11 protein-coding genes are annotated in these 15393 nt (G+C 38.9%); 8 read left to right on the top strand and 3 right to left on the bottom strand.

The window, feature by feature from the left end; translation table 11 throughout:
• Positions 1-517: 517 nt before the first annotated feature.
• Complete coding sequence (gene opcA / locus F6K54_RS13340; protein ID WP_293078222.1) at positions 518-1858, top strand: glucose-6-phosphate dehydrogenase assembly protein OpcA; 1341 nt, start codon at positions 518-520, stop codon at positions 1856-1858.
• Positions 1859-2166: 308 nt separating this feature from the next.
• Complete coding sequence (locus tag F6K54_RS13335) at positions 2167-4425, top strand: WD40 repeat domain-containing protein (RefSeq protein WP_293078220.1); 2259 nt, start codon at positions 2167-2169, stop codon at positions 4423-4425.
• Between the two features lie 190 nt (positions 4426-4615).
• On the opposite strand, the gene F6K54_RS13330 is transcribed toward F6K54_RS13335, so the two are convergent.
• Entirely contained in the window at positions 4616-7609 is a 2994-nt protein-coding gene (locus F6K54_RS13330; protein WP_293078218.1) for a pentapeptide repeat-containing protein, read from the bottom strand.
• A gap of 223 nt (positions 7610-7832) precedes the next feature.
• Positions 7833-10583, bottom strand: coding sequence for a selenide, water dikinase SelD (selD, locus tag F6K54_RS13325; protein WP_293078216.1), 2751 nt, complete (start codon positions 10581-10583; stop codon positions 7833-7835).
• Between the two features lie 588 nt (positions 10584-11171).
• Here selD and F6K54_RS13320 point away from each other — a divergent pair.
• On the top strand, positions 11172-11339 hold the full coding sequence (locus tag F6K54_RS13320) for a hypothetical protein (protein WP_293078214.1): 168 nt from the start codon (positions 11172-11174) through the stop codon (positions 11337-11339).
• 238 nt (positions 11340-11577) lie between these two features.
• Here the strand turns inward: F6K54_RS13320 and F6K54_RS13315 are convergent, their stop codons facing one another.
• Positions 11578-11700, bottom strand: coding sequence for a hypothetical protein (locus F6K54_RS13315; protein ID WP_293070896.1), 123 nt, complete (start codon positions 11698-11700; stop codon positions 11578-11580).
• 17 nt (positions 11701-11717) lie between these two features.
• Here F6K54_RS13315 and F6K54_RS13310 point away from each other — a divergent pair, with 17 nt between their 5' ends.
• The 5 genes from F6K54_RS13310 (at position 11718) to F6K54_RS13290 (ending at position 15092) form a co-directional block, all read left to right on the top strand.
• A complete protein-coding gene (locus F6K54_RS13310) occupies positions 11718-12335 on the top strand; it encodes a DNA-3-methyladenine glycosylase (protein WP_293078212.1) in 618 nt (205 codons plus the stop codon).
• Between the two features lie 70 nt (positions 12336-12405).
• The gene (locus tag F6K54_RS13305; RefSeq protein WP_293078210.1) at positions 12406-12927 is read left to right on the top strand and encodes a photosystem I assembly protein Ycf3; all 522 of its coding nucleotides are present in this window, start codon (positions 12406-12408) and stop codon (positions 12925-12927) included.
• Positions 12928-13111: 184 nt separating this feature from the next.
• The gene (gatC, locus tag F6K54_RS13300; RefSeq protein ID WP_293078208.1) at positions 13112-13393 is read left to right on the top strand and encodes an Asp-tRNA(Asn)/Glu-tRNA(Gln) amidotransferase subunit GatC; all 282 of its coding nucleotides are present in this window, start codon (positions 13112-13114) and stop codon (positions 13391-13393) included.
• 101 nt (positions 13394-13494) lie between these two features.
• A complete protein-coding gene (locus F6K54_RS13295; RefSeq protein ID WP_293078206.1) occupies positions 13495-14880 on the top strand; it encodes an RNA-guided endonuclease TnpB family protein in 1386 nt (461 codons plus the stop codon).
• A gap of 83 nt (positions 14881-14963) precedes the next feature.
• Positions 14964-15092 (top strand): hypothetical protein, encoded by a 129-nt coding sequence (locus F6K54_RS13290; RefSeq protein WP_293078204.1) that lies wholly within the window; start codon positions 14964-14966, stop codon positions 15090-15092.
• Positions 15093-15393 lie beyond the last annotated feature (301 nt).

The following is a 15393-nucleotide window of genomic DNA, read 5'->3' as shown; positions in this document are numbered from 1 at the left end:
GGAGATTCTCCTGAAACCAGGATTCTTGGCTCACTGAGTCCACTTAAACTAATTACCTTGCGATACCTAGCCCAGAGATGGTTCTCACGCCTGCGCGTTTGCTCTATTCCAAGAGCCTGTGGACCTATGCCCTACGGTACAGTTCAAACCTCAAAATTTTTGGTTCTCTGATACTTGTTGCTTAGAGCAATTCCTAAGTACAAGCATTCGGTGTACAAAACCCCATAACTCTAATTTTCAAGGTGCAAACGCTACAAGTTAGGTAGCTATAGGTTTTTAGAGCGGTTGAATACCTTTCCGCTTTTTCAATTATAGCATAAAGTCCCCCTAAAAGGGCTTTAAACCCAATTTTTCGGTAACAATCTACTTAGTAATAGTTAGCCAAGAAAGTATGGCATAAATATTCAAATCAGTCTCGAAGACTAAGGACAAGTGCTAAAATCAGGACAATATTACCAAGTATAATTACTATCAACGATTATATCAAGAAAAACTAATACTAAGGACAAACAAAAAAATGACTACACCAATTGTTGCCTTACAACAACCAAAAGATATCTCTCTAGGAGAAATAGAAGAAGAATTAAGTAAAATTTGGCTTAGTCAAAATGGAGGAAAAGCAGCACCCATTGCCACCAGAGCTGCTACCTTTAGCATGGTAATTTACGAACCAGAAGAGTTCCAACAATTGCTGGGGGGATTAGGATTCTACGAAGGCCCCATTGATGGAATTCATGGGCCAAAAACCAGGGATGGAATTAGAAATGCACAAAATACATATCAACTACCAATCACGGGTAGAGTAGATCCCAACACCCTAGCCAAATTGCGCGAGGAATTTGCCAAACAACCAGAAGACCGACAAAAAATCGCAAACATTAATGTTAGAGGATTTAGTCTAGCAGACGCGATCGCAGCTCAAAACCCTTGTCGTATAGTTACTCTGTGCCCAAATATTGGGGAAGAAGATACAGGGGTAACAGCTCAAGTATCTGCTTATTGCCCAATTCAGAAGAAAAGCACCTCAAATCTTGTTTGCAGTGAATACGTTACCCTACGAGGAACAAAATCAGCAATGGAAAGGGTGGGTGAAACAGTAACATCATTAATGATTCCCGATCTACCCAAATTCGTATGGTGGAAAGCAACTCCCAACATAGATCAGGAACTATTTCGGAGTTTGTGTGAGGCCAGTAATTGTATAATTATGGACTCCTGCTACTTTTCCGATCCAGAATCGGAGTTTTTAAAGATGCAAGAGTTGATTGATAACGAAACTTATATTGCCGATCTCAACTGGCATCGTCTTTCAGCTTGGCAAGAATTAACTGCTGCTGCTTTTGATCCTCCCCAACGACGGGCGGCTTTATGGGAAGTTGACACTATTACACTTGACTATGAAAAAGGAAATGCTGCTCAAGCACTCATGTTTTTAGGTTGGTTTGCTAGTCGTCTTGATTGGAAACCAGTTTCTTATGCAGAAGTGGGTGGTGAGTATGATATTACTCATATAAAATTTCATGGGCAAAATAATCAAGAAATTCTTGCTGAGTTAGCAGCTATTCCTACTGCTGATTTTGGTGAAATTCCTGGGGACTTAGTCGGTGTACGTTTGGGTTCAACTAATCCTGATGCTGATATTAATTGTTGCACAATTTTGTGTTCTGAAACTACTGGTTGTATGCGTTTAGAATCTGGCGGTAAGGCGCAGTCTTGTCTAACGGAGCAGGTAACAGCATTAACGGATCAGAAGGCGGAAGCTTTGATGGCACAACAGTTACAACATTGGGGCAGCGATGTTTTATATGAGGAAAGTTTAGCAATGGCAGCACAGATGCTGAAGTTAAATGGAAAATAAGTAATGGGTAATGGGTAATAGGGGATGAGGAATAAATTTGTTCAAAAGGAAGGAATGAACTAATCTGTAAGGACGTTGTATGCAACGTCCCTACCTATTCCCTAAGCACAAAATCATAGCTAAATTCACCAACACCTGATTTTTGAATTTTGACTGATAACTGATAACTGATATAGCGGATTCCACCTTGGTGAGGTATACCCACGCGGGCAAGATGCCCGCACTGAGAACGTTTTATTTTAATATCTGTATTTTAGATACTTGGAATCTGCTGTAACTGAAATGACCGATCTAGAGGAGTGTAATTAATGAGTGAAGTCCGTAACTGGTTGAAAAGTATTCCTGCCGAAAACAAAAGAACTGCTGTTCAAATGAAAGTTGGGGAGTTATTAGAAGCTGGAAATTTTCAACAGTTATATCAATATTTAATAGATTTTGATTTTATTAAGTCTAAAATTGCTGTCGATGACCTACAGGTATTAATAGAAGATTATAATTCAATATTACATCCTTCAAAACCCTCAGATATAACTGCTCAACAAATAGAAACTTTGAGATTAATTCAAGGAGTATTTCGTCTCTCAGAAGATATTATTAAAAAAGATAAAAAACAACTGATAGAACAACTTTGGAGTCGTTTAGTAGGCATTGAAAATCCAGATATTAAAAACTTATTAGAGCGGGCAAAAAAAAGTAGAAGAACTGCTTGGTTACGTCCTTTAGTTCCTACTTTCCCACCCCCCGACACAGAATTAATTCGTACTATCAAAGGTCATACAGCAGTTATCAATGCTGTAGTAGTCACAACGGATAATCAATACATAATTTCTGGTGCTAGAGATAATCAAATTAAAGTGTGGAATCTGGAAACAGGAAAAGAACAATTTACTCTCACTGGTCATAAAAAAGAAGTCACATCATTAGCAGTAACATCTGATGGAAAACTACTTATTTCAGCCTCAGCAGATGAAACAATAAAAGTTTGGAATTTAATCGAAAAAAAACAAATAATTACCCTGAATAGACATGATGCACCAGTAACTTCAGTAGTTCTTACACCAGACGAAAAAGAATTAATTTCTAGTTCTGATGATGGAACTATTAAAATCTGGAATCTACAAACAGGGGAACTTATTCACTCTATTAAAGCTCATAAAGCAGAAGTAAAATCTGTCACCATTACACAGGATGGAAAAAAAATAATTTCAGCTTCCTTTGACAAAACTATCAAAGTTTGGAGTCGAAAAACAAGGAAATTAATTAAGACACTTAAAGGTCATACTGCAGAAGTTGAAGGAGCGGCAGTTACGCCAGATGGAAAGCGAGTTATTGGGTACGACCTTGATGGAGAATGGGAGTACTTGTTCGGTTGGATTTATGTTTGGGATATAAAAACAGGAGAACAAATATTTCAATTATCTGGTCATGATAGTGTAGTTGAATCTGTAGCAGTAACTCCTGATGGTAAACACTTAGTTTCTGCATCTGGTGATTCAACAATTAAAGTTTGGGATTTAGAAACAGGAAAAGAAATTGCTACTTTTAGAGACCATTGTCGTTATGTAAATGATATTGTCATTACAAAAGATGGTAAACTGGCAATTTCTTGTGGTTCTGAGCTTAGTATAAAAGTTTGGGATTTAACAAAAGTTTGGGAAAAAAATAGGGTAAATTATACTCCTATTGGTCATCCAGAAGAGATTAATGCTGTTGCTATTGCTCCTAATGGTAAATGGGCAATTTCTGCTGCTTGTGACTTTAGATTAAAAGTCTGGGATTTAACAAATTTTTCTGAAGTTTGTAATATAGAAATAGAAGGTTTTAGAGTAGTACATTGTTTTGCAATAACTCCAGATAGTAAACAGATATTTCTTGGTTTTAGCAGTTCAGAACCTAGTACTGAAATCAGAAAAATGAAATGTCGTAATCCCAGAACTCAAGAAGAAACATTTGCTTTTTTATCCCCTTTACATTTAGGGAATTTTATGGTAGTAACCCCAGAAGGTGAAGCTCTTATTTCTGGATATTGGGGAAACCGTGGAATGAAGATTTGGGATTTAGAATTAAAGCAAGAAGTTGGCTATTTAGGAGGTCATGAAGAGGAGGTATCCTGTATAGCAATAAGTCCTGATGGTAAGTATGTGATTTCAGGTTCTCACGATACAAATGTTATGGTTTGGGATTTAGAAACAGAAGAAAGAGTTTTGGTTTTGACTGGTCATGTTGGCTTCGTTAATTCTGTGGCAGTGACTCCTGATAATAAGTATGTTATTTCAAGTTCTTATGATTATGATGTGAGAGTTTGGAATTTGGAAACAGGTGATAAAGTTGGTGTGTTCAGAGGTCATGAAAGAACTATATTAGATGTTGTAGGATTAGCAAATAGTCGAGCTATCTCTGCTTCGGAAGATAAGACTTTGAAATTGTGGGATTTAACAACTAAGAAGGCGATCGCTACTTTTATCGGAAGTAGTGGATTCAAACGTTGCGCAGTTGCACCGGATGGAAGAACTATTGTTGCTGGTGATTATTTTGGGAGATTACATTTTTTGTATTTGGAAGGTTAGTGGTAGAGCGGGGGAGTAGGGGAGTAGGGGAGTAGGGGAGCAGGGGAGTAGGGAGTGGACTGACACGCCTAAAAATGTAGGTTGGGTTGAACGGCAGTGAAACCCAACAAAACCTTACTACTGTTGGGTTTCGTATAATGTTGGGTTTCGTCCCTCAACCCAACCTACATTTATTGCACTACTTTAAAATTTACTGTTGTTGTTGACTTTCTGCTTCCGACTGAGCAACTGCTGCGGCAAATTCTGGATTTTGTTGTAGGTCTTCTGGAACTTCTCTTGCTTGATGTAAACCGATAGTATTTGACCAGTTGGTTTGATTATTCCATCTGATATTACTGAGGTCGGCATATCTGAGGTCGGCATATCTGAGGTTGGCATATCTGAGGTTGGCACCACTGAGGTTAGCATCACTGAAAGCATCACTGAGGTTGGCACTACTGAGGTTGGCATCACTGAGGTTGGCATCACTGAGGTAGGTATATCTGAGGTTGGCACTACTGAGGTTGGCACCACTGAGGTTGGCATCACTGAGGTTGGCATATCTGAGGTTGGCATCACTGAGGTTGGCGCTACTGAGGTTGGCGCTACTGAGGTTGGCATATCTGAGGTTGGCATCACTGAGGTTGGCGCTACTGAGGTTGGCATATCTGAGGTTGGCATATCTGAGGTTGGCACCACTGAGGTCAGCATCACTGAGGTTGGCACCACTGAGGTCAGCACCACTGAGAAACTTACCTACTATTTCTACAAAATTGTTAATCCAAAAACATTGACTATAACTAATAATCCTCAATAATTTTGTTTCCTCAAAATCTTCACCACCAGGTTTACCGCAAGGATAAAAATGCAACTGCTCCCGCAACTCCTCCTGAGACCTCCCATAACGATGCAAATCAAACAACAAAATCATCACATTCAACCCCGTATAAATATCCACCCGACGTTGCCCAGACTCAATACCCCACTGCCACAACTGCCTCGTCTTTTTCTGAGGTAAAACTTCCTCCCTCTCCTCAATAAACTCCCCTTCACACCAGTCTAGATAAAAACCATGTAACCGCTCAAACAACACCACCAACTCAACATGATTTTTCACCAACAACGCCATCAAATATTCCACAACTTCCGCCGTCAAACTGCCATAACCAAACAGATCGTAAACCCGCCACTCAAATTCCTCATCAGACACCACATAAGTCTTACGTCGCTTCCCAGTTTTCTCCGTCAAATCTTCCAGACCTTCCACCATCCGTTTTGCACAGAGAAACTCACCAAAACTCTTGTGGAAAAACTCCACCGAATTTTCTGCCTTTGCTGCCGACTTCAAATAAAACGCAGCTAAAGCATTTTTCAATCCATCCTCTCGCTTATTTTGCCGAGCATTCTCAATTAAATCCTGCAACTCCTTATATCCCTGTTTCAGCAGTCGGTCTTCAATCATTTTTATTGCAGCATATTTCCCACCAGACTGCACCACACACAACCCCGCTTCTGCCAACAAAATTTCTAAATCTTCTGGGTCTAACTTTGTAATTTCAGGATTAATATTTTTACCCTCTTCTACTCGCTGCTTCTCCAACACCCATTCCAATGCTTGCTCATAGACCGAGACTTTTGCCCAACCAACATCAGCATTAGCAAACATCTCTACTTTTAACTGCTCATCCCGGTGCATTGCAGCGAGCAAATACAACAACAGTGGTTCCCGTGCCAATTCCTGAACCTGATCCGGACATTGTTCACTGTGCAAAAATTCCCGGAACTTTTCTGTTTCCTCTTCCGCAACAATAGTCTGCCACTTCTCAAACCACCGTTTCTGAATTTCGTCACCCATCGGCAAAATACTCACCCGCTCCAAATTAGGAGGCATCAACCTTTCAATTCCATAAAGTGCCAATGGTCTACCAGTAATTAAAACCCGATGACCGCGCTCGTTATTTTCTGCTGCCTGTTTCTGAAACTGTGCCACCTGGTCTAAAAATACCTTCAAGTCATTACTCACCCCCCGTTCCAACAACAACTCATCAAACCCATCCAGCAAAAACAGAAACCGAGTATTGTGGTCTGTCAACCAACCACTATCGCTAGTAACAAAATCTCTACCCACTGCATTAGCTAGAGTCTCATCAATATTTGCTGCAAAATTTCTCACATCTCGCAACCGAATTAAAATCGGCGTATATATAGGATGTAATTCCCGACGCACCCAGTCGGCAAACATTCGGCAAAATACACTCTTTCCTCTTCCCGGTCCTGCTTGAATAAATAACACCTGTTTGTGTTTCTTTTCATCCAACAAAATTGTTTTGGCCCACTCCTCAATATTCTGGGGTCTTGGTCTTTCTTCAATTTCCTCATAGGACTTAACAGATTTAACTTTTAGTGGTACATAAATCTGCTGAAAAGTGAAATTTTCATCAAATACTTTTTCCTGTGGTTTAGTAGCAATATTCTCTTTCAAATATTGATCGATACTGCCATAAATTTCCAAATCTTTCTGCCACCCATCCCCATAGATTGCTGCTAATTTTTTAGCATCATCTTTCACCTCTGAAACCGCTTGTTTCATATAACGGTGGGTACTGCGAGAAACTCTTTTGGCAACTATTTTAGCTATATTTTCATCCAAATCAGATTCTTTAAAACGTTCAATCAAAATCTCGTCAAACTTTTCCCTTAAAGGCGAATCATAGAAACAAATTACAGTATTCCTAGCATATAGATCATTAAAATCTATTTCTTCATCCAATTTTTTTATTTGTTTTTGCACTGCTTCCGATGCCTCAGTTTCTGTCAGTTTTTCCGATATTTCAGGATTGTCTATTAAAAATTTTCGTAAACTTTCTAAATAAGCCACCTGAGCCACCAATTGTACTTCATCTTCTAAAGTAGGCTCTTGACGAGTTTTTTCAATAATAAAAGTAATAATTCCAGTTGCAATAGGCAAAAAAGGTAAACCCGCCCCGGCAACTTTTCCCAGGGGAGAATTTAATACATCTAAAAGTGAATCAATATTTTCAATAAAAGGTTTTAACTCTGAAGTATCCTTATTTTCTTGTAGAGCTTTTGCTATTTCCAAAACCGCCTTAGCTGACTCAACCCCACCTTGAACGGCTTCGGGTAAATTCAATTCTATTTCTGTGTTGAGAACTCGCCAAATATTCCGCCTGAGTTTACTTGCCATAGTTAATATTTCCTCCTTGAAATTTTGCTCAATATATTTGTATATCTACAGTTAAATTTCTGTAAATTCCCGATGTTAAAAAAATTGTTTGTAGTGCGGGCATCTTGCCCGCGATGAGTTTATCTCACTAAAGCGGAATCTACTGTATGTTTACTTCCCTCCCACACTTCCCACACTTCCCCCACTTCCCTACTCCCCTACTCCCCCACTCCCCCACTCCCTACTAACAAATCTTAATTGGCAGCACTCCCGTATCCAACATTACTACTCTACCAATAATTCTACTTTCAGAATATTCCTGCTGCAGGGCCTGCAAACAAGCACTCGCTGACTCCCCAGGTACAGTAGCAAGCAACCCACCAGAAGTCTGTGGATCAAACAACAATGGATAAAGAACATGGGTACTTACCTGCTCCGAATTTTGAATAGATGCAGACATCCGCAAATTTTCCGGATACAGCGAACTAAAAATACCTTGCTGCAAAATTTCTGCCACTCCTGGCAACACAGAAATTGCCTCCATTTCCAACTCCACAGCAACTTGAGAAGCTTTCACCATCTCCAACAAATGTCCGACTAATCCAAATCCCGTCACATCCGTACAAGCAGTCGCACCATATTCCAATAACAATTTGGCAGCATTCTGATTTGAAACCAACATTGATTCAATTGCACTTTCAATCCAACGGCCTTTTGCCCGCAGACGCATATCAGCAGCAAATAACACTCCCGTACCCAACGGTTTCGTTAATATCAACACATCTCCCGACTGCATCCCACTGTTGTACAATAGTTTCTCCGAAAATGCTAAACCATTGCAGGTAAGACCAAAAGCTAATTCTGCTCCCTCAGTTGTATGGCCCCCCATCAAAACAGCACCTGCTTGATTAAGAATTTCCGTTGCTCCCAATAACAATTGATATAAATCATCCTCTTGTTTAATAGATGAAGCATAAGGAATAGTAGCGATCGCTAAAGCACTTTGAGGTGTTGCTCCCATGGCAAATAAATCGCTCAAACAATGATTAGTCGTGATTTTTCCCAATAAATAGGGGTCATCCACCAATGCTGGAAAATAATCAATAGTCTGCACCATTACCTTATCTGTTGGCACCCGAACTACTGCAGCATCATCAGGGGTACTTATACCAATTAAAATATCATCCCTCTGTATTTGCTGTTGAATACGGTGCAGTACCTTCTCCAAAACCTTACTGCCTACTTTTGCTCCACAACCAGCACAGTGCATAATTTGGGAATCTTTTCTCTTTCTACTCTTCCCTTTCCAAGAAGAGGGATAACTTCTACCTTCCATCTTCAGGTTAGTAAACTTATCCATAAATTTGCGGTCAATGTTGTCTTTCCAACGCCAAAGTAAAGACTCAGGCCCAAATCCCATTTTGCCGCGAGAAGCGATCGCTCGTTGGTCTCCAGTGCCAATTAAAATCAGGAATTTTTTCTGAGGTATAAACGACTTTAGGGGTTTTCTCTGGAGAGCGCGTTGTAAATTTTCCAATAAGGGTTTTCCTTGTCGTACTGCAAAAACACCAGCTTTTGGCCGTGAATGGTTAACCATTGTTGCGACATCTCCAGCAGCAAAAACTTGTGGATGAGAAATTGACTGTAGTTTGTCATTAACTAAAATAAAGCCACTAGCATCTGTTGCTAACCCCGCTGTTTGTAACCAAGGAGCAGCAGATGCTTGAGTTACCCAGAACAGGATATCGCATTCTATTTGTAATCCAGAATTACACTCAATAATTTTGGGTGCAAAGTCTGGAATTTTCTCATCATTCATCCGCGCATCAGTGGCAAAATCACTGTCTTGCTCACTGTCTTGCCCATCCTTATCTTGAATTTTCCGCTCATTCATCCGCGCATCAGTGGCAAAATCACTGTCTTGCTCACTGTCTTGCCCATCCTTATCTTGAATTTTCCGCTCATTCATCCGCGCATCAGTGGCAAAATCACTGTCTTGCTCACTGTCTTGCCCATCCTTATCTTGAATTTTCCGCTCATTCATCCGTGCATCAGTGGCAAAATCACTGTCTTGCTCACTGTCTTGCCCATCCTTATCTTGAATTTTCCGCTCATTCATCCGCGCATTCGTGGCAAAATCACTGTCTTGCCCATCAGTGGCAAAATCACTGTCTTGCTCACTGTCTTGCCCATCCTTATCTTGAATTTTCCTCTCATTCATCCGCGCATCAGTGGCAAAATCACTGTCTTGCTCACTGTCTTGCTCACTGTCTTGCCCATCCTTAACTTTCACCCCAATAACATTTTCTTCCAAATGCAATACCACACCACGACTTTTCAGAATTTTCTCAACTTGCTTTCCCACCCAACGATGGCGTCCGGGTAATAGTCTTGTACCTCGATGAAATAGATGCAACTCCAAGTTATTAGTAGGTTGTCTAGCATCCTGATAAATATGATGCAGATGACTTTGCACTGCAAATGCTAACTCCACACCCCCGACACCACCTCCAACTATTCCGATACGAATTTTTTGTTCTGGTGACTGAGCAACTGTTGTGGTTATCTCATGCCAATAGGTGAGAAATTTTGATATGGGTTTAACGGGAATAGTATATTCTCTTGCTCCCGGTACAGTTAAGCTAGCGGGAGTACTGCCAATATCAATGGATAGTACATCAAAAGCAACAGATGGGCGGTTGGCACAAATTACCTGATTTTTTTCCAAGTCTAAACCAATGGCGCGGTCTACAAATATCCTAGCTCCAGCAAATTTGGCGAGGGGACGCAGGTCAATATGACATTGATCGAAGGTATATAAACCTGCAACATATCCAGGTAACATCCCAGAATAGGGAGTATGATATACATCTGTAATTAGGGTTAATCTTACTCCTGGTATGGGGTTCATCGCAAAATTTTTAATGGCGATCGCATGGCTATGACCGCCACCTATTAGCACTAGGTCTGTTTCTACTGGTATGGATGATTTCATGATGAATTTAGAATTGAGAATTTATAATTTAGAATTTATAATAGGACTTACGCAGATACGCTATATATAGTACTCATAACTATTGTCCAATAGTTACTGGACTCTATACACAGTGTCTTTGCATAAGTCCTGTATAATTTAGAATTACCTCTTCTTATAAATTTTTCGGTAAGAGGGAAGAGAGAAGAAGAAAGAAGTAATAAACAAATCATAAAAAAAGGCAAAACAATCGAACGAAATAGGTTGATTATAGGATGGAGCGGTTATTTTTAGACATAATTTTCAGCTTTTTTTTTGTAGCATTCTTTTTTCATGTTTGGTATAATTGAAATTTAAAAAAGCAGATAAAAAAAATAAAAATAGTGAGTTAAATTGAAGCTTAGTTCGAGCATCAAGCCCAAGATTTTTCCTTGAAATTTAAAAATTAAATATCAGTAGTAAAACTGATTTTATATATCATAATTATGGAGCATTAAATCTTTATAAGTAGAGAATTTATTTTACAGCAGATTCCACTTTGGTAAGATACACCCATCGTGGGCAAGATGCCCACGCTTGAATTCATTTAATTGTTAATATCTGTACTTCATGTACTTGGAATCTGCTGTAATTTCCGATCTATTAGGTAATAAAAAATGGGAATTAGAGTTGGTAAAAAATAGAAATTCTTGGACAAACTACTATTCTGCCCAAGAAATAAATTATCAAAAATTGAAAAAATCAAACATTCTATTGCTACCGCGATCGCCTACTTAGGGCTTCGCTCATAAAGCGAAAAGTCAGGACAGCTAAGGTAATGAAGCTTTTTATATTCAGTTTATTTCCTAGTTATTGGCTATTATTTGTCTCAAAATACTGAAATTCAAGAAAATTTCTTCACATAAAATGGCCGAAACCGTTGCCTGTTCCTCCACAAATCGACCCGTCTCCGAGTCTCCGCGTCTCCGCGTCCCCGTGTCCTACCCCACCAAGCAATTTTTTCAGAAAGCCCTACTTAGTGGGCACAACCATTACCATGATAATCATCAGTATCATAAAATCCATTCTTAGTGCCAAAGAATAGACAACCAATACTAAACAACACAGTTAATCCAATTAAAATTAATTTGATATCCATAATTACAAGCTCCTTTAATGAATTTAATTCAAACAAACAAAATTATAGACAATACTTGGCTAGAACGCCCATCTCCCGAAGTTGCCCCAGATTTAGTAGGCTGTACTTTAGTGCGACAGATGTCCAATGACAAAATTATCCGTAGCACCATCGTAGAAACGGAAGCTTATGCACCAGGAGACCCAGCTTGTCACGCTTATCGCAGTCGTACCCCACGAAATGCCGTGATGTTTGGCCCTCCAGGAATGAGCTACGTTTATCTCATTTACGGAATGTACCACTGTTTAAATATTGTGACAGATGCAGATGGGATTCCTAGTGTTGTCTTAATTAGAGCTTTACAATTGGAATCTGTCCCAGATTGGTTATGGGAATATATCCCAAAACAAAAATCAAAACCTAAAATTTCTCGTCTTGCTGCTGGCCCAGGTAAGCTTTGTCGTTTACTTGATATTGACCTGAGTTTGAATGGTTCACCTCTGCGAGTGGGGGAACCTATGTGGTTAGAACATCCTACAAGTCAATTTCAGAAAGATTTGCAAATAGTACAAACAACTCGTATTGGCATTACCAAAGGGACTGAGTTACCGTGGCGGTGGTATTTGGCAAACTGTGATTCTGTTTCTAAAACTTAATATTTAGGTAACTGTCCCAGAATTGTTCTAACCTATATTATGTACTCAATAATTAATATAGAGTTGTAATATGCCCAGAACTCAACGAAATGATAACTTCATTGACAAATCATTTACGGTCATGGCAGATTTGATTTTGAAGCTGCTACCAACAAATAATCAAGCTAAAGAGGCTTTTGCTTATTATCGTGATGGAATGTCGGCGCAGGGTGATGGTGAATATGCTGAAGCATTAGAAAATTATTATGAAGCTTTGAATTTAGAAGAAGACCCTAATGACCGGAGTTATATTCTTTATAATATAGGTTTAATTCATGCTAGTAATGGCGAACATGATAAAGCATTAGAATACTATCACCAAGCTTTAGAAAATAATCCGAGAATGCCTCAAGCTTTAAATAATATTGCTGTGATTTTACACTACAGAGGAGAACAGGCAAAAGAAACAGGTTCATCAGAAGAAGCAAATGGTTGGTTTGATAAAGCGGCGGAATATTGGCAACAGGCAATAAGTTTAGCTCCTAATAATTATATTGAAGCTCAAAACTGGTTGAAAACTACTGGGCGCTCAACTAAAGATGTATTTTTCTAAATTATAGCAATTTCCATACTGGTGAGGTAAAAAATTCCTTGGTTTTAGGGAGTAGGGAGTAGGGAGTAGGGAGTAGTAATTCTGGTTCCGTAGAATCAATAAAGAAGAAAAATAACTGTACTTCATTAGCTTGGGAAACGCTATATAGTTAATTTTAGAGTTTTGAAAAGAGGAAAAATTACTAATGATTGATAACGAACAAGTCCGTAAAGTTGCACATTTAGCTAGATTAAAGCTTAACCCAGAAGAAGAGGAAAAATTTACGACTCAGTTAAGTAGTATTTTGGATTATTTCGAGCAGTTGAGTGAATTAGAGACAGAGAAAGTACGTCCTACTACTAGGGTAATTGATGTTAGTAATATCACTCGTGATGATGATTTGGAAAAGTTTCCAAATAGAGAAGAAATTCTCTCCTGCGCTCCAGAGCAAGATGGAGACTTTTTTAGAGTTCCTAAAATTATCTAATGTTGGCAGAAGGCCCGCGCTCTCCTGAAAGGGAGCGTCGGGATGAATGCCAACCCGTGCTATAATAAAACTACTTAATATTGGTATCAGAGTCGAAAACATTGAAAGCCAGATACAAGTATCGTATATACCCAAACAGGGTGCAAATAACCAAACTGAATCAATTATTTGGTTGTTGTAGATACGTTTGGAATAGCACATTAGCACATTGTAATGAACTATATTCTGACGGTCAAAAGAAACCTAGCTATGTTGATTTAACTAAACAATTCATAACTCAAGCTAAAAAAGAGTTAGTTTGGTTAAAGGAAGTTGCATCTACTCCATTACAACAATCTCTCAAAGATTTAGACCAAGCTTACAAAAACTTCTTTGATAGTTGCACTGGAAAACGGAAAGGGATTAAGGTTAAACCACCAAAGTTTAAGTCCAGAAAATCCAGACAAACTGCGAGATTTGTCGGAGGTAATTACAAAATTGGTCAAGATAAAATCTATTTACCAAAGGTAGGCAAGATAAAAATTGTTTGGTCTAGAAAATTGCCTAGTGAGCCTAGTTCTCTAACAATAACCAAAGACTCAGCTAACCGTTATTTTGCTAGTTTTGTAGTCGAAATAAATCCTGAACTGTTACCTAAAACTAACAACTCAATAGGCATTGATTTAGGCATTTCAACTTTTGCAACTTTGAGTAACGGAGATAAAATTAATGCACCAAAACCTCTGAAAAACAACCTCAAAAAGTTAGCTAAATTTCAACGTAAGTTTGCTAAAACCGAGTTAGGTAGTAAACGCCGTGAAAAGGCCAGAATACTAATTGCTAAACTGCATGCAAAAGTCAAAGACATTCGCACAGATTTTCTGCACAAGTTGTCAACTGATTTGGTTAAAAAATATGACAAAATTGTGCTAGAGGACTTGAATGTTTCTGGTATGGTTAAAAACTGCAAGTTAGCTAGAGCAATTAGCGATCTAGGGTGGAGACAGTTTAGAACTTTAACTGAGGCTAAGTGTGAAAAATATGGCAAAGAATTTAGAACTATTTCTAGGTGGGAACCCACTTCTCAAAAGTGTTCTAATTGTGGCTTTAAAGGTGGCAAGAAAGAACTAAATGTCAGGGAGTGGACTTGCTTGAATTGCGGTACATTCCATGATAGAGATGTTAATGCTGCTGTTAATATTCTTAATGTAATTCAACCAAAAACCAAGGTTGAAATAGTTGAAGAAACAGTGGTAGAAATACCTGTACAATTATCACTTTTCAATGAAGTCGCCGAGGGTCAACGGTCGATTATTTTCGGACGCGGAGGAAACGTCAGACTGGCAAGCCAGCAGATTCTAATGATGTGTCAACTCGCCCTGAGTTTTTCAAGCAACTTGGTTTGTTTGAATGATGGATGGGAATCCCGCGCTGTCTCGCAGAGCAGCGTCGGGAGGATGTCAAGAGCGAAGAGTAAAAGCTCAAATATCAGGGCCGCATATTTATAGTGGTTTTCATAAAGGTAGATTACAGAAACAAGATAAGTATATTTGAAGTTTGATAGGTTACAGACCTGATAGTTATATTCTATGTGAATGAAAACCGCTATATATTTGCCCTATTAGACAAAATTAAAGATAGAAAGATTAGCGATCGCTTACCTAAGATTAGTGAAGCTCTAATTTATACTGGTAATGATTTCAATTTTATTAAAAAATAATTTAATGACCGAAAATTTAGAGTTTTAAGCCTCCCAATACAGCAGGAGGTACCGATCGCTGTTAACGTTTGCGCAGCATTCCGATAGGAAAGTTCCTCCGGAGGAGGCTAACTGACAACTAAAATGACAAATAACCCAAATACCAAAACCATCCTGATCCTAGCAGCTAATCCTAAAAATACTGCCCCCCTAAGATTAGACAAAGAAATACGAGAAATAGACGAAGGGTTACGCCGAGCTAATAAACGAGACCAATTTCAATTACAACAAAAATGGGCTGTCCGTTCCCGTGACTTTTATC

This window comes from Okeania sp. SIO3B5 (assembly GCF_010692555.1).
Taxonomy (GTDB): Bacteria; Cyanobacteriota; Cyanobacteriia; order Cyanobacteriales; family Microcoleaceae; genus Okeania.
Note: the sequence above shows the minus strand (reverse complement) of the source record. Positions and strands in the feature narration are given on the sequence as shown.